Annotated in this window: 14 protein-coding genes; 8 read left to right on the forward strand and 6 right to left on the reverse strand. The window is 72.8% G+C overall.

Going from position 1 to position 20,951, the window contains the following annotated elements:
* From IG94_RS0123695 to IG94_RS0123715, 5 genes are all read left to right on the forward strand, one after another.
* Entirely contained in the window at positions 1-2,229 is a 2,229-nt protein-coding gene (locus IG94_RS0123695) for a peptidase domain-containing ABC transporter (RefSeq protein ID WP_224326492.1), read from the forward strand.
* The gene (gene lanM / locus IG94_RS0123700) at positions 2,226-5,147 is read left to right on the forward strand and encodes a type 2 lanthipeptide synthetase LanM (RefSeq protein ID WP_031040629.1); all 2,922 of its coding nucleotides are present in this window, start codon (positions 2,226-2,228) and stop codon (positions 5,145-5,147) included. The genes IG94_RS0123695 and lanM overlap by 4 nt, the downstream gene beginning before the upstream one ends.
* A gap of 26 nt (positions 5,148-5,173) precedes the next feature.
* A complete protein-coding gene (locus tag IG94_RS42615; protein ID WP_123937921.1) occupies positions 5,174-5,362 on the forward strand; it encodes a hypothetical protein in 189 nt (62 codons plus the stop codon).
* 10 nt (positions 5,363-5,372) lie between these two features.
* A complete protein-coding gene (locus tag IG94_RS0123710) occupies positions 5,373-6,359 on the forward strand; it encodes an LLM class flavin-dependent oxidoreductase (protein WP_043484383.1) in 987 nt (328 codons plus the stop codon).
* Between the two features lie 88 nt (positions 6,360-6,447).
* Positions 6,448-7,803, forward strand: a complete 1,356-nt coding sequence (locus IG94_RS0123715) for an NAD(P)/FAD-dependent oxidoreductase (RefSeq protein WP_051159660.1) — start codon at positions 6,448-6,450, stop codon at positions 7,801-7,803.
* Positions 7,804-7,869: 66 nt separating this feature from the next.
* Here the strand turns inward: IG94_RS0123715 and IG94_RS0123720 are convergent, their stop codons facing one another.
* Positions 7,870-8,661 carry an AfsR/SARP family transcriptional regulator gene (locus IG94_RS0123720; protein WP_031040638.1) on the reverse strand — a complete coding sequence of 264 codons (792 nt, stop codon included), beginning with the start codon at positions 8,659-8,661 and terminating at the stop codon, positions 7,870-7,872.
* An 877-nt stretch (positions 8,662-9,538) separates the two neighbouring features.
* Here IG94_RS0123720 and IG94_RS0123725 point away from each other — a divergent pair.
* Complete coding sequence (locus tag IG94_RS0123725; protein WP_224326493.1) at positions 9,539-10,528, forward strand: helix-turn-helix transcriptional regulator; 990 nt, start codon at positions 9,539-9,541, stop codon at positions 10,526-10,528.
* Positions 10,529-10,595: 67 nt separating this feature from the next.
* Here IG94_RS0123725 and IG94_RS43630 read toward each other — a convergent pair whose 3' ends face one another.
* Genes IG94_RS43630 through IG94_RS0123745 form a run of 4 tightly spaced genes read right to left on the reverse strand, consistent with a single transcriptional unit; the run spans position 10,596 to position 17,436 of the window.
* On the reverse strand, positions 10,596-11,117 hold the full coding sequence (locus IG94_RS43630) for an FHA domain-containing protein (protein WP_063763406.1): 522 nt from the start codon (positions 11,115-11,117) through the stop codon (positions 10,596-10,598).
* Positions 11,114-13,195: an AAA family ATPase gene (locus tag IG94_RS0123735; RefSeq protein WP_078892403.1), complete on the reverse strand. Its 2,082-nt coding sequence runs from the start codon at positions 13,193-13,195 to the stop codon at positions 11,114-11,116. Before IG94_RS0123735 ends, IG94_RS43630 begins: the two co-directional genes overlap by 4 nt.
* Positions 13,196-13,252: 57 nt before the next feature.
* Positions 13,253-14,974 carry a hypothetical protein gene (locus IG94_RS0123740; RefSeq protein ID WP_031040645.1) on the reverse strand — a complete coding sequence of 574 codons (1,722 nt, stop codon included), beginning with the start codon at positions 14,972-14,974 and terminating at the stop codon, positions 13,253-13,255.
* Positions 14,971-17,436 (reverse strand): protein kinase domain-containing protein, encoded by a 2,466-nt coding sequence (locus tag IG94_RS0123745; protein ID WP_031040648.1) that lies wholly within the window; start codon positions 17,434-17,436, stop codon positions 14,971-14,973. The genes IG94_RS0123740 and IG94_RS0123745 overlap by 4 nt, the downstream gene beginning before the upstream one ends.
* Before the next feature lie 235 nt (positions 17,437-17,671).
* Between IG94_RS0123745 and IG94_RS43635 the strand changes: the two genes are divergently transcribed.
* Entirely contained in the window at positions 17,672-19,294 is a 1,623-nt protein-coding gene (locus IG94_RS43635) for a macro domain-containing protein (protein WP_224326494.1), read from the forward strand.
* Here IG94_RS43635 and IG94_RS0123755 read toward each other — a convergent pair.
* The gene (locus IG94_RS0123755) at positions 19,269-19,949 is read right to left on the reverse strand and encodes a 4Fe-4S cluster-binding domain-containing protein (RefSeq protein ID WP_031040655.1); all 681 of its coding nucleotides are present in this window, start codon (positions 19,947-19,949) and stop codon (positions 19,269-19,271) included. The two genes, IG94_RS43635 and IG94_RS0123755, sit on opposite strands and share 26 nt — an antisense overlap.
* 237 nt (positions 19,950-20,186) lie before the next feature.
* Between IG94_RS0123755 and IG94_RS0123760 the strand changes: the two genes are divergently transcribed.
* On the forward strand, positions 20,187-20,885 hold the full coding sequence (locus IG94_RS0123760; RefSeq protein ID WP_052410826.1) for a hypothetical protein: 699 nt from the start codon (positions 20,187-20,189) through the stop codon (positions 20,883-20,885).
* Positions 20,886-20,951: the final 66 nt, after the last annotated feature.

The following is a 20,951-nucleotide window of genomic DNA, read 5'->3' on the forward strand; positions in this document are numbered from 1 at the left end:
GTGACGGCGACGACGGCGACCCAGAAGACGGACACCCAGAAGAAGGACACCCGGGGGAAGGTGCGCACGGCGCGCCGGGTGCCGACCGTGACGCAGGTGACGCAGACGGAGTGCGGCCTGTGCTCGTCCATCGCGCTGCTGCGGTACTACGGGCGCGCGGAGGAGATCGTCAGCGCCCGCTCGGTGATGGAGGCGGGCCGCGACGGCCTGTCGGCCAGCCAGCTGGCGCAGTTCCTAGAATCGCGCGGGATGCGGGTCAAGCCGTACCGGGTACGGAACGTGGCCGCTCTCGCGAACTTCACCTCACCGGTGATCCTGTACTGGGAGAACTACCACTTCGTCGTCCTGGAGAGCTTCGACGGCCGCACCGCGGTCGTCATGGACCCCGCGGTCGGCCGACGGCGCATCAGCCGCGCCGAGTTGGAGAAGAGCTTCACCGAGATCGTGCTGTCCGCCGAGCCGGGCGACACCTTCGAGCGCAAGCGCGCCACGCCGTTCGCGGAGTGGCGCAAGTTCCTGGTGATCACCTCGGAGACGAAGAAGCGGATCGCCCTGGTGGCGCTGCTGTCGCTCAGCGGTTACGGCACGGTGCTCGGCATTCCCGTGCTCACCCGGTGGGCGGTCGACCGGTACGCGCAGTGGCAGGGTTTCGGCGACGCGGCCGTGGTCCTGGCCGCCGTGCTGGCGGCCGCCGTGTGCTACCTCGCGCTGCATCTGACGAGGGTCGTGCTGCTGTCCTCGCTGATCGCCGTGCTCGGCAAGGACCTGATGAGCCAGACGTTCACCAGGCTGCTCAACCTGCCGTTCAAGTTCTTCACCACACGGCCGCCGGGCGAACTGATGTACCGGCTCAACAGCGTGACGGCGGTGCGCGACCTGGTCTCCTCCCGGACGGCCCAGGGCGTCCTCGACGTGGGGACCCTGCTCTGCGTCACGGTGTACCTGCTCGTCACCGAGTGGCGGCTGGGATCCGTCGCGGTCGGCATCTTCCTGCTCAACGCGCTGTACCTGATGAAGACGCGGTACCGGGTGACCGAGGCCGTCGACTCGGAGATCGCGTACCTGGCCAAGAGCCAGGGCACCCAGCTCGACGCCATCGTGTCGATCCCCGCCATCAAGATGGGCGGCTACGCGGAGGAGTTCCTGCGCGGCTGGAACGAGACGTACGGCAACTCGCTGGACGCCATGCGGACCCGGATGCGTCTGCAGCAGGGCCGAATCGCGGGGCTGTCGACGACCACGCAGATGTTCGGCCCGCTGATCCTGCTGCTGCTCAGCCTCTACATGGTCAGCCACGGCAGCATCTCGCTCGGGGCGGCCGTCTCCGTGCAGGCCATCTCCGCGACCTACTTCTCGCTGGCCAACTCGGTGTTCCAGACGTACACCTCGTTCAACGAGGTGTCCCGGTACGTGGCCCGGCTCTCGGAGATCTCCGACGAGGAGCCGGAGGCGGCCGGCGGCGACCGCACCGAGCTGGTCGCACCGTCCGTGACCCTGAAGAACGTCGACTTCCGGTTCACGCTCCACAGCGAGCTGGTGGTCCGGAACGTCTCGATGACGATCGGCGCGGGAGAGCGCGTGGCCCTCGTCGGGCCGTCGGGCTCGGGCAAGAGCACCCTCGGCCGGATCATCTGCGGGCTCTACGAGGCCACCGGCGGGACCATCGAGTACGGCGGCCACGACCTCGGGGAGTACGACAGGTCCGCGCTGCGCCGCACCATCGGCTACATCCCCCAGGAGGTGCACATGCACAACCGCACCATTCTGGAGAACCTCACGCTGGGCAAGGACCTGTCGGAGGAGTACGTCCGGGAGTTCTGCGGCCGGCTGGGCATCCTCGACTTCGTCGAGGAGCTGCCGATGGGCTACCAGACCCTGGTCTCCGACATGGGGGCCAACTTCTCGGGCGGTCAGCGCCAGCGGATAGCCATCGCGCGCGCCCTGCTGGGCGATCCGAAGATCCTCGTGATGGACGAGGCCACGGCGGCGCTCGACAACATCAACGAACGCCGTGTGCTGCGGGCCATCTCGGAGATCGGGGCCACCCAGATCGTGATCGCGCACCGCCTGGCCACGGTGAAGTCGGCCGACCGGATCTACGTCTTCGACAACGGGACGATCACCGAGGCGGGAACGCACGAGAGCCTCCTGGGCGACGGCGACCTGTACGCGGACCTGTACGGCGAGGACGACCTGGAGCGGACCCTGGTGGCGGGAGAGCGGGCATGAGCGAGGTACAGGTGGCGACCGACGCACGACCGGCAACCGGTCCGACGGCGGCGGCCGACGCACACGTGGTGACCGAACCGCAGGTGGCGGTCGAGGACTTCCTGCCGTTCTACCGGAACCGGATTCCCCGGCAGGTCGTCGTGGACCGGCTGCGCGGCCCGCTCTCGCAGGTGGCCGCGCCCGAGCACGCCGGGACACTGGTCGACCAGGTCTGGGAGGACCTCGTCACCGCCGTGGAGGGGCACTCCCTGCGGGTGCTCATCGGCGAGTTCCACGAGTTCCGGCAGTCCTGGGGGCTGCCCGCGACCGCCGGGAGCGACGAGGCGATCAGCAGGTTCCGCCGGCACATCGAGGACCCGGACAACTGCCGTGAGCTGCTCGGCCGCTACGACGTCCTGCGCCGTCGGCTCACCGTGGTCCTGGACCGCTTCCTGGACGCGTACGACGACCTGTTCACCGCCTTCCGCGACGACCGGCCGCGGCTCGTGGAGCGCGGTCTGCTCACGGACGGGGGCGACACGCTCGCCTCGTTGATCACCACGGGCGGCGACCCCCACAACGACAACCGGCGTGTCGTGGGCGTGCGCCTGGCCGGCGGCGGGCGGCTGGTCTTCAAACCGCGCACGCTGGCGGCCGACGACTTCGTCCGCGACCTGTACGCCGTGGTCGATCCGTATCTCGCGCACTCCCTGGGCGGATGCGTGCCCGAGTCGCTGTCCGTGGGGGACCACGGATGGCAGAGCTTCGTCACGCCGCGGGCCATGACCGGCCCGGACCAGCCGGCCCGGTACTTCTACCGGTTCGGGGCGCTGTGCGCGCTCTTCGGCGCCATCGGCGCGTCCGACCTGCACGACGAGAACCTGCTGGCCGCCGGGGAGTACCCGTGCGTGATCGACACGGAGATGATGCTCCGGCCCGGCTCCGGGACCGGGGACGGCTCGCTGGAGCAGCGGCTGAACAACCACGTGGAGGCGTCCGTGGCCTCCACCATGCTGGTCCCGAACGTCAGGCCCGAGTCGCCGATCGACGTGATCATGGCGGGCGTCGGCGTCAGCGGTGAGCAGGTGTCCGGCAAGATGAAGAAGAGCGCCCTCCAGGACGGCGGCACGGACGCCCTCCGGCTGCGCTGGGAACCCATCGTGTACCAGCACAAGGAGAACGTGCCGCGGCTCGGCGACGAGAAGCTCGCGTCCGTGCGCTTCTACCGCGACATCGTCGCCGGGTACACCGACGCGCTGGGAGCCGTCCGGGAGCGCCGGGCGATCGAGGAAGTCATCGGCCGCTACGACGAGTTGCCCGTGCGCTGCCTGATCCGCTCGACGATGGTGTACGGCCGGTTCCTCGACGCGGCCACCCAGCCGCGGTACCTGCGCGACGCCGGGGAGAGCGAGCGGTTCCTGGGGCTGCTCAAGCAGTTCCCCCGGCAACTGGCGCCCGAGGCACGCGCGTTCGCCGGTGAGGCCGAGCGCGTCGCGATGGACACCGGGAACGTGCCCTACTTCACGGGCCGGGCCGGCACCACCGAACTGGCCACCCACACCGACCGGCTGCCGGGGGCGCATCCGTCCTCGCCGGCGGACGCCGCCCGGGCCGGCCTCGCGCTGCACGCCGCCCAGAGCGACCGCTACCACCGGTTCGTCCTGGAGGAGTGCTTCGGCGAACTCGCCGAGGCCGCGCCCGACGTGATGTCCGCCCAGAGCGTCTTCGCGCCCGTCCTCGACACGCCCGCGGGCGAGCCCTGGTGGCCCCACATCGCCCGCATCCTCCAGGACACCCAGGTGACGTACTCGGACGCGGACGGCGTGCAGTGCGGCTGGGTCGGCGGGGTGGGACCCGACCGCGGGGTCCCCACCCTGCTCCCGGGCAACTACCTGTCGTTCCACGACAACGGGGGGATCGTCACCTTCCTGCAGGACGCCGCGGAGCGCGATCCCCGGTTCACGGAGCTGTACCGGCGTGCCGACCGCGGACTGAGCGCGCTCCTCCAGGTGTACGACGAGGCCCAGTTGAGGGCTCCGGAGAGCGTGTTCACCGGGGCCGCCTCGATGATGCTGACGCGGCCCAGGCGGCAGGACCGCGCGTGGACGGCGCGGCTGCTGGAGCGCGTGCCGGAGCGGATCGAGGCCGGCACGCTGGAGAAGGACCTGGCCAACGGCCCCGCCGGCCTCCTCATGGCCGTCCTGGCGCGTCTCGAGGCCGGCCAGGACCGGCTGATGGACGAGGAGCAGCTCGGGCGGCTGTGCGACCTGGTGCTCGGCCAGGCCGCGACACCGCTGGACCGCGCCTGGTACGACGTGGCGCACGGGGACGTCGGCATGTGGTGGGCCGTCTCCCGCATCGGCCGGTACCTGGGCGACGCGGCCCTGTCCGGCGAGGCCGCGGACCGGCTGACGGAACGGCTGTCCGCCGGGGAGCTGCCGCCGGTGCCGGGCTGGTGCAACGGCAGCGCGGGCGTGCTGCTGGTCTCGGCGGAGATCCTCACGTCGGCCGGCCGTCCGGAGGTGCTGACCGGCGGACGCCTCGCGGAGCTGGTGGACGGGGCGACGTCGTCGCGCGGAGACCGGCCGGTGGACCTGTCGGTGTGCCACGGCTCCAGCGGTGTCGTCCAGTCGCTGATCGCCACGAGCCGGCTGCTGGAGGACCGGTCGCTGCTCGGGCGGGCGGCGGAGTACCGCGAGCAGACGGCGCGGGCGGCCGGGGCCAGGGGTTTCCACACCGGCTGTCCGGGGAGGACCTCGCTGCTCGGCTACATGTTCGGCTGGTCCGGCATCGGCCACACCGACCTCATGCTGGACGAGGCGCTGGCCGGCCGGGCGCCGGCCTTCGTACCGGTCGCGCTGACCGCCGCCGGAGCGCCGGAGGAGCCGGCACCGTCCCGCCGTCCCGGAGCGAACGTCCGGGCGGGCGCCGGGCGTTGACGGCCCAAGGCAAGGAAAAGCACACCATGAGTAGGGAAGAGCACAACATGAACGACAACAAGCGGGCCGGTATGGCGGCTTCGTTTCCGCTGTTCGTCGGGGCCGTCGTCGCGGCCGCGGCCGCGGCCCAGGAGAACTGGGGCGGCGCCGCGCTGGGCCTGGTGGCCGGCGTCGTCATCTCGCTGATCCTCGTGGCGCGCCGGCGCAAGCGGTAGGCGGCACGCGATGAAGTACTCGATTCTGCTGCCGGTGACGCCGGCCCGCCCCGAACAGGCGGTGCTGTTCGCCAACCTCGTGCAGTGGACGGCGGCCGAGCGGCTGTGGCAGGGGCAGTCGCTGGTCCTCGACTCCCATCATCTGGCCACCTGGCTGGCCGGGATCGGGGTGCGCGTCCCGATGGGGTTCGGCGTCTCCCTGATGCCGCTGCGGTCGCCGTACCAGGCGGCCTTCGAGGCGCGCTCGGTGGCGCTCGCGACCGGGCACCCCGTGGTGGCCGGGTTCGGTCCGGGACCGGTCTCCTTCCAGCAGGCCGTGCTCGGACGGCCGTATGCCAGACCGCTGCAGGCCTCCCGGGAGTACGCCACCGTCGTGCGCCGGCTGGTGTCGGGTGCGGACGCCGCGGTGGAGGGCCAGTACTTCTCCGTGGCGGCCCGGCTGCTGAAGCGTCCGGCGCCGCCGGTCGAGGTGGGTCTCGGCGTGCTGCGCCCGAAGATGGCGGCCCTCGCGGGCGAGGTGGCCGACCGGGCCATCACCTGGCTGCTGCCCGCCGCCCACCTCGCCGGGACGGTGATCCCGGCGGTGCGCGGCGCCGACCGCACGCTCGGGACACCGGCGCGCACGACGGCCATCGTGCCGGTCGCGGTCGCCCGTCCGGGCCGGGACGCCACCGCACTGGCCGAGGCGACCTGCGGCAACCACCTGAAGGCGGCCCACTACCAGGACGCGCTGCGCAAGGCCGGGATCCCGGTGTCCGAGCGGGGTGACGCGCAGGACGCGGCGCTGGTCGTGGACGCGGGCGCCTTCCTGTACGGCACCGAGGACCAGATCCATGAGCGGCTGGCCGAGTTCGCCGCCGCCGGCGTGGACGAGGTCGTCCTCAACACGACCGGTGTCGCGCAGCTGCACGGCCCCAAAGCGGCCGCCCAGGACCTCCTGCAGCTCCTCGGCGGAGTCCGCGGCGGTTCGGCGGCCGAGGCCGGCCCGGTGCTCTGACCGCGCGCCCTCTTGCTCCCCTCCGTACACGACCCGAGACACGCACCACTTCCCAGTAGAGACCTCCTAGTAGAGAGAACAGGACCCCATGTCGCGCACCGAGAACGTCGACGTCGTCGTCGTGGGCGGCGGCCCGGCCGGCTCCACGGCCGCCGGCCTGCTCGCCAAGGCCGGCCACGAGGTACTCGTCCTGGAGCGGGAGACCTTCCCCCGCTACCACATCGGCGAGTCCATGGTGTCCGGCATGGCACCGCTCATGGAGGAGCTGGGGCTCGTGGCGGAGCTGGACGCCCGCTTCCAGCACAAGAGCGGGATCACCCTGCGGTGGGGCAAGGACCCCGAACCGTGGCGCAGCGACTTCTCCGCGGCGTTCTCCTCGACGGGCAGCCACTTCACGCACGCCTGGCACGTCACGCGCAGCGAGTTCGACGAGCTGCTGCTCGACAACGCCCGCAGCCTCGGCGCGAAGGTCCACGAGGCCGCCCAGGTCACCGAGGTCCTCAAGGACGAGTCCGGCAGGACGACCGGGGTGGTCTACACGCAGGGCGGCGAGACCCACCGGGCCACCGCGCGGTTCGTGGTCGACGCCTCCGGTCAGGGCCGCCTGCTGACCCGCCGGCTGACGCAGACCAGCTGGCAGGAGGATCTGCGCAACGTCGCGGTCTGGAGCTACTTCGACTCCTACACCCCCCTCGACCACAAGGACGACATCCTCGTCGAGGCCATCGAGGGCGGCGGCTGGGTGTGGGGCATCCCGCTCTCGGACACCAGGCTGAGCATGGGGTACGTCCTTCCCGTCGACAAGCTCACCGAGGAGACCCGGGCGGGCCGTACCCAGCGCGACGTCTTCCTGGACTGCCTGCGCAGGAGCAATCTCGCGAAGACGATGGTCGACGTGGAGGCGCTCGGCGAACTGAGCACGACACGCGACTGGTCCCACGTGTGCGACACGTTCCACGGCCCGGGCTGGGTGGCGGTGGGGGACTCCGCCGCGTTCATCGACCCGCTGTTCTCGTCCGGCGTGTGGCTGGGCACGTCCGGGGCGTGGCTCGCGGCCCGGGCGCTCGACGCCGCGCTGCGGGACGAGGACCGGGAGGAGGCGTCGCTGCAGCACTTCGACGCCGTCTACCGCCAGTTGTTCCAGGACATCCTGGCCTACGTCCGCTTCTTCATGGACCCGACCCGGCTGCGCGAGGAGTACGAGGAGCGGGCGCGGGAGATCGGGAACATGGTGACGCAGAGTTCACGGGTCGGCTTCATCTCGATGATCTCGGGTGTGAGCGCCGTCGCGGACGTCGTGGACTTCGACCCGATGAACGTCGAGGAGGTCGAGGACCTCATGCAGGAGTGGGACGAGCAGGCGTCCGGGAGCCGGGAGGCCGACGGAGCGGGCCGCGGGCCCGGCGTCGCGACCGTGCCCCAGGGGACGCCCGCGACGCCCTGAAGTCCTGGCACCACCGCGCCGGCCGGCGTCCGTGCGGACGCCGACCGGCGCGGTGGTGCCGGGAGCCTACGACCGGGCCAGGGGGGCCCGCGTGATCAGCCGGAGCGCCTCCTCGCTGTCCCAGGTGAGCGCCGCGCCCCGCATCGCCTCGACGCTCGGAGGCACGTCGAGACCGAGATCCTCGACGAGGACCGCGCGGCAGCGGTTGAGCACGCCCAGGGCGCTCACCGCGTCACCCTGAACGCAGTACACGGCGGCCAGGAGCTCCCACAGGCGCTGCCGGTAGGGCGCCTCCGCCACGACCGTCTCGATGCGGTAGGAGAGCATCTCGGTCCGCCGCGCCATGAGCAGGGCGGTGAAGAGGTCCTCGTAGGTGTCGAGGCGTCCGTTGCGCAGTCCCGTCGCGTGTGCGTCGAACCAGCGCGTCACGGGCAGGTCCTGCCCGAACGGACCGCGCCACAGGGTCAGTGCGCCCTCCAGCATGGCGATGGCGCCGTCGAGTTCGCCCCGTGCCAGCAGGTTGCGGCCCTGCCGGGAGGCGTCGACGAACGTGGGCAGGTCGATCTCGTTGGGTCCGGCTTCGATCCGGTAGCCGCTCTGGGAGCCGCGGCAGGTCGTGATCCTCCGGCTCAGCCCCGGTTGGGCACGGTCGAGGTCGCGCCGCAGACCGGTGAAGTGGCTGCGGAGGTTGGCCAGGGCGGACGAAGGCGGGTCGTCCCACAGGAGTTCGGCCAGTTCCGTCATCCCGACGGGCCGACCGGGTCTCAGGAGAAGGGCCGTGAGAATCGCCCGCCGCAGTGGGGAGCGAAGTTCAAGCTCTTCCCGTATCCGGAGATGTCCGAGAATTCTGAACAGCATCGCGCCCCCTCAGCGAAGAGGGGGACACGCGACGGTGAACGGCACCACCGTTGCGGAAAAGGGTCTCGCAGAAGTCGAATTTTGCATGCCCGAGGTCATAATTGTCCCCCACAATTCCTCGATGTGTAGATCTAACGTACTTTCCGGGCAAAAGTGAACGGCGCGCCCGGAACTCGGGTGTTGGTCATTCGCCGTGGTCTCTGCCGCGATCACCGCACGCGGTCCGCGATGGCCCCCGAAGGGGGTCACGCCGCCGGCTCGGTAATGTTCCGAACCCGACGGGCCGTGCGGCACGACTGAACATCCGAACCACTCCCCCGAGTCTGTTTCTGTCTGTTTGTGCCGGCTTTCCAGCCTCTGTTCCTCTATGGCGTTTTCCGGCGGCGATGCGCCGTCCGCACCTTGCCGGCCCGGCGGCAGGTCCCCGCCTGGCGCGAGATGTCCGCGTCACCGTCCTCGGGGACGCGGCCGCTTCGCCGGGCCGCACACGCGCTCCGTCGGCGGGGTCGCGGTGCGCTCACTTCTCGACCACACCTTCAGCGGTCGCCCCACCTCTCCCATCTGCATCAACGGGCAAGGAGAGGAAATCATCATGAAGTGCGCCTGTCTGCACCATGATCTGGCAGCTACCTGCCAAGCAGGTAGCTGCCACGTGACGCGGGCGCGGCGGGGCACACGGGAGTCGTCGACCGCGGGTCCCACCACGTCCCGTCCGCACTCTTGCGACGACCGTGCAAACTGGTGGCGGAGCATCGCGGCGGCCGTGACGGTTCGCATCAGTGAGTTGCGAAGTGCGGCCCTCGGATGCATATTCCAGCGCGACGCAACGGGGGACGAAATGAAAGAAGTGGCACCACTTGACCAGAATACGCTTGAAGTGTACCGCGCTTTCCTGTTTCAGGACGAGGACGCCCACCGGCCGGCACAACTCGCCGACAGCGCCGACGACTGCGTCAAGGCTGCCGTCGCGCGGCTCATCGACTTGTCTCTGCTCACCCCTTCCAGGGAGTCCCCGGGAGGCCTGAGGGCCGTCGATCCGTCGCGCGGAATGCGTGTGCTGCTCCAGCAGGAACAGCACGAACTCGCCCGCCGGGAACACCGCATCAAGCACAACACGACCATGCTCGACCTCCTCGCCAGCGAATACGCGGCCGTCAGGAGACAGGCCCACAGCGACGGTGTGGAGCGGTTGTACGGCGCGGACCACATCAGTACGCGTCTTGAGGCGCTCGCGGAGTCCTGCCGGCACGAAAGCCTGGCCTTCTACCTCGAGCCCCCGGCCCATCCCGCCCACCCCGCCGACCTTGGGGACAGGCCGGCCGACGAGCCCGGTCAGGCGGCGGTGCCACCGAGACTCTACGAGCAGGCCCTTGCCCGGGGGGCCCGCCTCCGGTCGATCTACCTCGACGGCATCGTGCGTGACGACGCGACGCGTTCCCACGCCCTGTGGACGGTGGAGCACAGGGGCGAGGTGCGGACCGCCCCCTCCCTCCCGATGGGGCTGCTGATCGTGGACACGACGGCCGCCGTGGTCGGCGGACTGCCCGGAGAGGACCCGGAGTCGGTGCTGCTCTTCAGCGGCAAGCCGGTCGTCCTGGCCGTGCGGGCGCTGTTCGAGGCGTACTGGGACCACTCCGACCGGTTCCCCTGCGACGACTTCGGCGAGGCGCAGGCCGACGAGGTCACCCCTCAGGAGCGCAAGCTGCTCGAACTGCTCGCCGAGGGCCTGACCGACGGCGCCGTGGCACGGGCGCTCGGGATCAGCGTGCGCACGGAGCGCCGGAAAGTGGCCGAGCTCATGGACCGGCTCGGCGTCTCCAGCCGGTTCGCGGCCGGCGTGCAGGCGACCCGTCGGCGGTGGATCTGAGGCGCGCACTCACCACCGGGCGCGTGACCTCGCGGGTGGCGGCGGTGCGCGCGGGTGGCGCCCGCGCTCAGGTGCCGTTCGCCGCGCGGTCCGTGGCGGGCGGGCCGGGCGGGGCTCCGCCGCGCAGCCGGAAGCTGACGTGCGGGCCGAGCCACACCGTGTCGCCGGTACGGACCCTCAGGCGGTGTCCGGGGGCGAGGACGTGCTGGCCGACGCGGACGCCGTTGGTGGAGCCCTCCGGCACCTCGGTCAGCCAGACCGTGCCGTCCTCGGCGTACTCGACACTGGCGTGCCGGGCGGAGACCGAGGACTCCCCGGAGAGGATCCCGGCCGCGTCCGGCGTCGCCCAGCCGCTGCTGCGGCCCAGCCGGACCGTCTGCCCGCGGTCCAGGAGCAACGGCCCGCCCAGCTCGCCGAAGTCCAGGGCGAGCTGGGCGCGCACCGCCCGGACCGAATGGGGCGCGGCGGTCCCGGAGGCACGGCGCGGCGGTGGCAGGGTCGTCGCGCGCACGACGGAGATCCAGCCGTCGGCCTCCGGCTCACCGTCCGGTACGGGGTCCGGGGCGCCGTCGTCGGCGGGTGTGCTCATCGGGGAGCCGACTCCTTGAAGTCGACCAGCAGCTCCACCTGGCCGTCCGGCAGTTCCGTGACGCCCGCGACCACCACGGTGGTGCCCTCGCCCAGGCCCGGCTCGGCGAACAGCGCGCGGGCCAGCGGGTTGATCAGGTCCGTCTCCAACGCCATGCCGATGCCCCGGCCGCCCGTCCAGGGGTCCGCGGTGCAGCGGTGCAGCAGCGTGGTGCGGGCGGCTTCGTGGATCTCCAGGACGACGTGGTGCTCGGCCGCGAGCTGGCGCCGGATGTTCTTCAGCTGGAGGTCGAAGATGTTCTTCGCCACGTCCTGGGAGATGAAGTCGAACACGACGACGTTGCCGCCGATCCGGTTCATCAGCTCGGGCCGGCCGATGACCTGCTCGAAGTGGTCCTTGACGTTCTTCTTGACCGTCGCCTCCAGCTCGGAGTACCGCGTCCCCGGCTGGACGACCCACTCCCGGCGCTGCGTCTGCGGGTCGATGCGCTGCACGCCCAGGTTGGAGGTGAAGATCAGCACGCACTCGCTGAAGTACGTGGTGACGCCCTGCCCGTCGGTGAGCCTGCCGTCCTCCAGTACCTGCAGGAACTTGTCCAGCACGCCCTTGTCGGCCTTCTCGATCTCGTCGAAGAGGATCACCCGGAAGGGGTCCTGCCGCACTGCGGCGGTGAGTTCGCCGCCCGCCTCGTACCCGACGTAGCCGGGTGGCGCCCCGACCAGCCGGTCGGCGGCGTGCGAGGAGGAGAACTCACTCATGTCGAAGCGGAGGTAGGCCTGTTCGTTGTCGAAGAGGACCGCCGCGACGGCCTTGGCCAGTTCGGTCTTGCCCGTGCCGGTCGGGCCCGCGAAGAAGAGGACGCCGCGCGGGCGGTGGCCGGGGCTGGTCGCCTGCGCCCCGGACAGGCCCAGTGCGGCGCGCTTGAGGATGTCGAGCGTCTTGGCGACCGCGGCGTCCTGGCCCAGCACCCGTCGGGGGACGGAGCGTTCGTCGTCCGGGTCCTCGCCCCGCAGGATGCGTCGGCGGACCTCGTCCCGGCTCCAGGGGTTCCGCTCCACACCGAGGCGGTAGATCCGCACCGCGTCGGGCAGCGAACGGAACGCGAGCCCCCGGTCCAGCGCGAGGTCGAGGCTCTCCCGCATCGCCCTCAGCGTCATCCCGCCCGCCGCCCGGGCCACCGCCTCGACGGTCTCCCGGTCCGCCTCGGGCACGTCGTCGCCGTGGGGCGGCGCCGTCCGCTGCCGGGCCCGGAAGTCCCGGCGCAGGAGATCGGCCATCCGGCGCCGCTCGTCGGCGTCGGGCTGGGGGACCGCGATCGGGCGGATCCGTTCACTGCCCGAGACGAACCAGTTGGGCAGGTCGCGCTCCCCTTCGGCCAGCCAGATCACCGGGTTGAACAGCTCGCGGCCGTCCGTGCGCCTCGGGTCCCGTATCCGCTCCGCCAGGTCGGCGAGTTGCAGGCAGGAGAGGAAGAAGTCCCGCTCGTCCGGAGTGAGCCGGGTGACGTCCTGGACCAGGCGTGAGGCGTGCTCGACCACCAGGGCGACGCGCAGCGGCGGCAGCGCCACGTTGTCGGACCTCGCCCTGCTGCGGGCGTCCGCCCAGCCGGTGACGATGTTGCGCAGTTCGGCACCGGCCTTCTCCTGCTGCGCCGGGTCGGCCCCGGGGAACGGCCGGGTCGGCAGCAGGGTCCTGGCGGCCTCGTCGACCTCCGGGAGGGCGTGCAGGATCCGGAGCCCGTTGATCTGGTCGCACCCGACCAGCACCTGGTAGCCCATCTGCAGCAGGGGGTTCCACACCACGTCGAGCAGGGGGTGGTGCCGGTCCCGGCCGTGGGCGCGCACCAGGTGCAGATCGTGGATGTTGCCGTGCAGGACGTACTGCGAGTGCACGCTGAGGGTGCCCGTCAGTTCCTGCACGAACAGCGGGAGCCCGACGCCGTCCTGCTGCCTCCGCCCGTGCTGCGGCTCCTGTGCTTGTTCCTGCGGGTGTGTCTGTTCCTGCGGGTGTGTCCGCTCCTGTCGGTGTGTCTGTTCCAGTCGGTGTGTCTGTTCCTGCTCCTGCTTCTGCAGGTCCATGGGGTGAGCCTTCCGTGGAGGACGGGGCCCGGCCGGACGGCGCGGGCGACCGGACGGTCAGGTGCGGCCGGGGCCGTCCGGGTCGTCCGGGGCCCGGTGCTGCCGCTTCCTCGGGCCGGGGGGCCTCCGGTGGTCCTGGTACCCGGCACGTCCGCCGGGCCCGGTGCGGCGGACGCGCGTGCCCGGGAGCACCTCGCCGTGCCGCATCTCGAAGGTCAGGGTCAGTCCGGCCGTCGCCGCCAAGGAACGGAACTCGTCCAGCCGCTCGGCCGCCTCCGCGCACCGCCGGGCGTCCAGCTCCAGGTCCCCGGCCCGCCGCTCGCCCCGGGTCGCCGGGCGCATGGTGACGACGTGGACGTCCTCCCCCCGCAACTGCAGCCTGATCCAGTGGTCCGGGTCCCAGTCCCCGGGCGTCCAGTCGAGCGTGACCGTGTCGCCGTCGCCGCCGTCGCCGCCGTCGTCGTCGCCGTCCGACCGGCCGACCCGCAGGTCGCCCTCGGTGTCCTGGGCCAGCCGGGCCAGGACACCGGTGCACTGCCGCTCCAGGTACAGGGCTTCGAGAGCGGCGCACCGGGCCGCCGTACTCTGCTCCACCGCCTTCCGCTCGTCGGCCGTCAAGGGGATCTGGTCCGCCACGCACCTGCGCAGCGCCTCCACGGCCTCCGGGTCCGGGTCGGGCAGGTCCGGGGCGTCGGGCAGCGGACCGGTCAGGAAGTCGAGCTGCACCGCCGCCTGTTCCGCCTCGCGGCGCAGCTGCCACGCCCTGCGGTTGGCGTCGGCCACGAGGGTCCGTGCCTCACGCAGGTAGCGGCGGGCACGTTGCGGGCGGCCGGCGTGGGCCAGTGCGTGCTCGACCGCCTTCGCGGCCATCCCGCCCAGGTCGGCGTCGGCCTGGGGGTCGAGGGAGGCCAGGATGTCGGCGCCCTGGTCGCGCACGGTGGCCCCGTCCGCCGGGCCGGTGGCACCCGCCGGGCCGGCCGCGCGCGGCGGATCGGGCACCGGGAGGGGGGACTCTTCGGTAGCCGGCCTGTCCCGGACCATGGCGTCCCGCCGGGCCCGCACCGCGTCCTGCCAGTCCGGTCCGTCCGGGCCGCGGCCACCGGGACCACCGGAACCGCCCCGGCCGTCCCGGCCGCCCCGGTCGCCGCCCGCCGCGCCCGCCTGCGTGGCCAGGAAGGTCTCGGCCTCCCAGTCCGCCTGCGCCTTCTCCGCCGCCGCCAGCCTCCGCTCGAACCGGGCCAGTTCGCACCGGAAGTCGGCCAGCCGGCCCGCGGTCGGGTCGAGTGGGCCGGGCAGGTCGGGGCGGGGCGGCGGATCGCCGGGCGCGGGCCGCGCGGCGATCCGCGCGATCCGTGCGCGCAGTACCGTACGGCGGGCGTTGGCACGGGCGGCGGCGAACGCCGCGTTGCGCCACTGCTCCGCCGCGTCGGCGGAGATCTTCTCCTGCCGTTCCAGGCACCGCTGTTCCTCCGCCGCGCGGACGGCCGCCCCCGCCAGCACCTTCGTCGTCGCGAGCGCGGCCCGGCCCGCCAGCAGGGCCCCGCTGAGGGTGCCCAGCACCTGGACCGCGGCGTCGGCCGCCTGCTGAGCGGCCTCGGACGCCAGATCCCCGAGGTGGTGGGCGACTTCCTCGGTCGTGCCGTCGACGTGCAGCGCGCCCGTGTGGGCGAGTTCGACGGGGTCGGGAGCGGGTACGGGAGGCGCGGCCGGCGGCAGGGCGAAGTCCACGCCGGGGGCCACCGGACCGGCCTGGACCCACTGGAAGAACGCCTCGCTCACCGGTCGGCTCCCGTCATCCGGCTCCCCTGCGTGTCCCCGGCCGAGGGGGCCGGGGACACGGGGGTGCGCTGCGGAGGTACGTCACGGCCCCCGACGGGTGCCGGGCCGCCGGTCCGCCCCCGTCGGACTCCGCGTCGGCGACCGCGTCCGCCCCTGCTCCAGGCCAGGCACCGCCGGACACTCCACACCACGACCGCGCCCGCGGAGACCGCCGGCCACAGCCACGGGGCGTACGTCACCGTCCCGACGACGAGCGCGCACACGGCCAGCAGCGTCAGCGCACCGAGGAACAACCGGGATCTGCGGGACAGCACGAACGAGGCGGGGCGCTCCGCGCGCTCGATGATCAGGCCCGCCAGGGAGTGGCGCGGGTGGTAGGCCGGCGGGCGGATCCAGTTCGCGGTGAACAGCTCGGCGGCGAAGACGGCGGGCGTCAGCCCGAGGCTCCACAGCCAGGCGACGACCACCTGGTCCTGGGAGGCCCAGGCGAACACGTCGGCCAGCCCGATCAGGAAGGTGTAGGGGAAGGTGACCAGGGTGGCGCCGAGCAGCGCCCAGCCCAGGGCGGCGGGCAGGTCCAGCCGCTGCAGGACGGCGATGGCCCCGTCCTGGTCCTCCCGCAGCCGCCGTTCGGCCTCGTCCTGCAGCTGCCGTTCGTAGCGCGCGTCGGCGTCCCGGACCGCCAGGTCCGTCAGCCGGCGCGCGGCGACGAGCCGCAGGCGGCGCGGAACGTCGTCGTCGACGGGCCGCAGCAGACGGCTGAACCACGCGACCGCGACTCCCCGGGGGAGAGCGTCCTCGAACCTCGCCGCCTCGTGGGCCAGCAGGGCCTCCACGCGGTCGGGTTCCCGGGCCAGTTCCAGCAGCAGGGTGTCCACCGCGACGGTCTGCCGCAGGGCGTGCCGCACCCGGGGCAGGCGCCGCAGGTCGGGGTCCGCGAGCAGTTCGCGGACCACGTGCGGCCACCCGGTGCGCAGGGACTGCCAGCGGGTGACGGTCTCGGCCAGCCCTTCACCGAGGGGCCGATCGGCCAGGGCGGTCAGGATCTCCGGGTGGTTGCGCAGGTGTTCGGCCATGTGGACCGCCGCGCCGTCGTTCTGCCCGACGGCCCGGGACAGGTCGCGGATGCCGCGGACGGTGAGCGGCATTCCCCAGCAGGCGGCTTCGAGTTGCGGGCCCAGCCAGTTGATCAGACGGATGGGGAGGTCGGGGGTGGGCGGCCGCTTCAGTGCGTCGCGGAGGCCGTCGAGGGTCCTCCGCCCCTCCCCGCCCGCACCGACGGCCGTGGCGAACTGCCCCATCCAGTCGCCGAGTTCGGATCGTCGGGTTTCGTCCTCCAGCAGCCGGTCGGTGGCGACGTGGTAGTGGTCGAGGGCTCGGGCCAGCGGCTCCCGCAGGGTGAACCGCTCGCCGACGAAGTGGAACGGGGTGAGGGGGGCCGGCTCCGGCCAGGACGACGTCGCTCCCCTTGCGGCCCCGTCCCCGTCCCCGGGCACGGAACCGTACCCCGGCGCGGATCCGTACCCGGACGCGCGCGGTGCGGTGGCCGGGGATCCGCCGTCCAGCCATTCCCGTACCTGCGGGGCGCCCCACCGGTGCTCCGGGTCGCGGGTGAGGAGCCCGGCGCAGAGCGTCCTGACCCGGTTGGGCCGGAGGTGGCCGACGTCCGGGTCCCGGGTGGCGAGCGCCTCCATGACGGCGCTGTCCTCCCGCTCGTCCAGCAGGGGCCGCCCCAGGGCCAGTTGGGCGACGACCATGCCGACCGACCACCAGTCCGCCTCGGGGGTGACGGACTGCAGTCGTGAAGCGGCCTCCGGAGCGAGGTAGAGGGGCTTGCCCCGCCAGTCGAAGTGCCGGGTCGACTCGTCCGGCCGGTGGACCGCCGCGCCGAAGTCGATCAGCGTGACCGTCGGGCTGCTTCCCTGCGCCTGGATCATGACGTTGTCCGGGGTGATGTCCCGGTGCACGACCTCCGCGTCGTGCAGGTACGACACGGCGGCGTGCAACTGGGCCACGATCGACTCCAGTTGCTCCGGAGCCAGCGGTCCCGGGTGCTCCCGCTGGTATTCGCCGAGGTGTGTCTCGCCGTGCGACCGGTGGAGGTGGTACGGGTGCCCGTCGGCGCGTCCGGTCTCCAGCAGGTGTTCCAGGTGGGTGGTCCCCTCGGGCCGCACCCGGCCGGCCGCGAGCAGTGTCCGGTCGATGTCCCGGCCGGGAGCGTGCATGCGGTGGTACCACTTGAGCACGAGCGGAACGTCGGGCGTCCCGCTCCGCAGGTCGCTCACCCTGAGCACCACGGCCTGGGAGGGCCGCTCCGCGGCCTGCAGGACCCTGAGCAGGGAGAAGCGGTCCGCCAGTTCGTCCGGCACCTGGGCGGCGACCCGCCTGGTCTCGATCTGGTGGGCCCGCGAGAAGCCCTGGTTCTCGGGGGGAACGAAGTCTGTGGGGTCAGTGGTCGCCATCGCCCGACCTTCCGGTGAATATGCCCGTCCCGCGATCGTGAAGCGGCGTGGGGATCAAGAGATTATCCGAGTGGCCCCCACGCGGGTGGGGCGTTTGTCGATTCGCCGCGCGGAACGTGAATTGAGCGCCGGGGAGGCCGTCGGACGGGCCGTCGGTCTTCCCTCCCGGCCCCGTAGCGTTGAAATTTCCGATGATCATATTTATTAGTCCGGGGAACGGTTTACCATGCGCCCCATGGACGCATTGCCTTCGCACCGGGAACTGACCGAGGAGTTGAAGCGCCTGAGGCTCCTCGGCCTCCCCCGGCTGCGGCACTGCTCGCGGGACGGACTGCGCGCGGCCGCGGTGGCCGCCGGCTTCTGCGAGGACGCCGACGACGAACTCGACGGCATCGAGGAGCTGCTCGGGTCCGCGGTACGACGCCTGGGCGGCGGTGGCGAGCTGCGGGACGCAGACGACTGTGACCCGCTGGCCCGCGCCGCCGCGCACTCCTTCGGCCTCTTCGCCTACCGCCGCGGGGTGCCCGCCCCGGACCGGCGCAAGGCCGCGGCGGGCGTGTACGGGGTGGGCACCGAGCGGTTCCGCAAGAGCCAGGAGCACGAAGTGCTCGACGGCCTGGCCTCGGCGGTACTCTCCCTGGCCCGGTCCGGCCGAACCGGCACGCCCGGCGGCATCCGGGCCGGCACGCCCGGCGCCCCGCGGCTCGGCGTCCCCGGTGCCCCGCCGCCCGGTGCGCGCGACGGCAGCCACGCCGGCACACCCTGGGACAGCCCACCCGGCATCCCCGGCGCCACACGGCCCGGTATCCCCGGCGGCGGCCGACCCGGTACGCCCGGCGCCGTCCCGCCGGCCGCCCACGGCAACGCCGGGCCCAACGCGCCCGGCCGCGCCTTGCCCGCCGTACCCGGCCAGGCGCGGCCCGCCGTACCCGGTGACAGCCGGTCCGGGACCCACGGCGGCAGTCGGCCGGGCCAGCGGCCCACGGTCCGGACGCCCCCCGTCGGCGCACCCCCCACCGCCCACGGCCTGCGCCCGCCCTCGCCCCCTCCCGGCGCCGCCGCACCCACCCGTCCCCCGTCCCCCGCGCGCACTCCGGCCACGGTCACTCCCCCCGCGACCAGACCCCCCGAGCAGGTTCCCTCCGAGTCCGCTCCACCCGAGTCCGCCTCGCCCGAGTCCGCCTGGCCCCAGTCCGCCTCCCCCGAATCCGCCGACACCGCCTTCCCCGCGGCCGCGTTCCCCGGGGCGCCCGGCCGTGTCACCGTCCGGGTGGCGCCCATCGAGCGGGTGTGGGACACCGACATCCTGGTCTCGTCCGAGAACGTCTTCCTGGAGATGTCCAAGACCTTCCGGCCCACCGTCTCCGGCGTACTGCGGCGGGCCGCCGCCGAGCGCGCGGCCGGCGAAGTGGTGGACGACGTCCTCGCCCGCGAGCTGGCGCTCTGGCTGCATACCCACCGCCGCACCGGGCTCGCCGTACCGCCGGGCACGGTCGTGCCCACCTCCGCCGGAGCGCTCTCCCGGCAGGGCGTCCGCCGCATCTACCACGCCGCCGTGGCCACCCCCGTGGACCACGGCAACCGCTACCACGTCGCCCCCGGCACCGTGGCCGACGCCGTGCGGGCCTCCTTCGAACTGGGCCGCGCCGAACGCCGGACGCTGGCGCTCCCGCTGACCAGCATCTGCTTCCCCCTGCTGGGCGCCGGGCACGGCGGTCTGCCCGCCGCCGACGCCGCGACCCGGCTGCTCGCGGCGATCCGCGAGGAGCTGCGCCGGGACCCGAGCTGGTCCGTGCTGCTGGTGACCGTCCACCGCGAGTACCTGGAGTTCCTCAGGGACGCCAACTCGGGCTCCTGAGCGTCACCCCGGCCTCCCGCAACCCCTGTTCCACGGCCCTGAGTTCGCCGCGCAGCGGTACGCCGTGGACCCGCACTCCGGCGGGCGGCCCCGGCTGCGCCACCACCTGGAGCCTGCCGCCCGCGCTGTCCCGCGCCAGGTGCGGGGCATACCGCCGCTCGCCCCGTGCCGTCAGCGGGCGCAGGCGCTGGTTGGCCGAGCCGCGCCAGACCAGCCGGGTCGGCCGCGCCACCCGGAACCGGCCGGTGATCACCGCGTCGGCGCCGCGCAGCGCCCGGTGCCGCGCGGCCGTGAGTTCGTCCGGCTCGTAGCCGGTGTACACCAGCAGGTCGGCCCCGCCCTCCCCACCGTCGGCGCCGCCGTCGGCGCGGTCCCTCGCCCGGGCGGCGCCGGCCAGCAGTCCGGCCAGTGCCTCCGGCTGGTCGAGGGGCTCACCGCCGCTCACGGTGAGCCCCTCGGCCCCCCTCCCCAGGGCCTCCTCCCACATCCGCAGCAGGCCGGAGACCTCCTCGGTGGTTCCCCCCTCCGGAGCCCAGGTGTGCCGGGACATGCAGCCCGGACAGGCGAGCGCGCAGCCCTGGAACCAGATGCCGAGCCGTTGTCCCGGCCCCAGCGTTTCCAGGGGGAAATGCGTCCCGCTGATCCGGACCTCCATGATCTTCACTCCCTCGCTCCGCCAAGAAGTATCGGCATCCGAACTCCGCGCACGCAATCGCGCTTTCGTCATTCTTGGGCCGTCGTCCGGGCGAACTCCGGTTGTTTTCCGGATCCGCGGCCAGGAATGATCAATTCCGCCGGAAACCGGGCCCGTTGCGATCGGCTATTCCGTTACTCTCTCGATGCGCGGATCGCCCTCGGACGGCCGCGCGGACGGAATTGGGAGGCTGTTTTCATGGCGAACTTCCCGGGCGGGCCGGCCCGCCGCCCCCGTAGGGCGAAACTGGGTTTCGTCTCCAGAACCGGTGCCCGGCTCCACGGCCGGCTCGACGCGGCGGACCTGGTGTCCCTCATGGCCGACGCCCGCAGCGGTGACGCTCCGGCCGACCTGCCGCTGCCGCCCTACGTGGTCGGAATCAGGAACGAGGTGGAGCGGGGCTGCTCGCGGCTGCGCCGCCGGCTGCTGTCCGGCCGGGGCGGGCTGGTGGCCACGATCCACGCGGAGTCGGTCCGCGTCGTCGCCCAGTACGAGCAACGGGGCCGCCCGGCGCCGGCCGCGCTGGCCCGCTACGGCCGGATCGTCGCCGAGTGGCGCAACGCGGCCGACGTCCAGCGCATCGGCGCGCAGGAACTCGTCGACGAGGGCAACCAGTTGCTGGCCTGCTACTGGGACGCGGCCTGGCGCCGGGGACACCGCCGCCAGGCCGAGGACGCCGAGCACCGGCTGGACGCGGCCCGGCCGCCCGGCTGGCTGCCGGGCACGGTGGAGCTCGATCCGTCCTGGCACCGCCTCGACGACTGGCTGGACTCCGACTCCTGGTACGCCGAGCGCGGCCGGGACGAGTCCGTACCGCCGGTGGTCCAGGCGCTGACCATCCTGCGCACCCAGCAGCCGGGCACCGCCGGGCAGCAGGCCCGGGCAGGGGGCCGGTGACCGTGTACCGCCTCCGAATACCCCCTGCGGCGCCGGGCGCCGCCGAGACTCCCGCTCCTCCCGGAA

This window comes from Streptomyces olivaceus, from assembly GCF_000721235.1.
In the GTDB taxonomy this organism is placed as follows: domain Bacteria; phylum Actinomycetota; class Actinomycetes; order Streptomycetales; family Streptomycetaceae; genus Streptomyces; species Streptomyces olivaceus.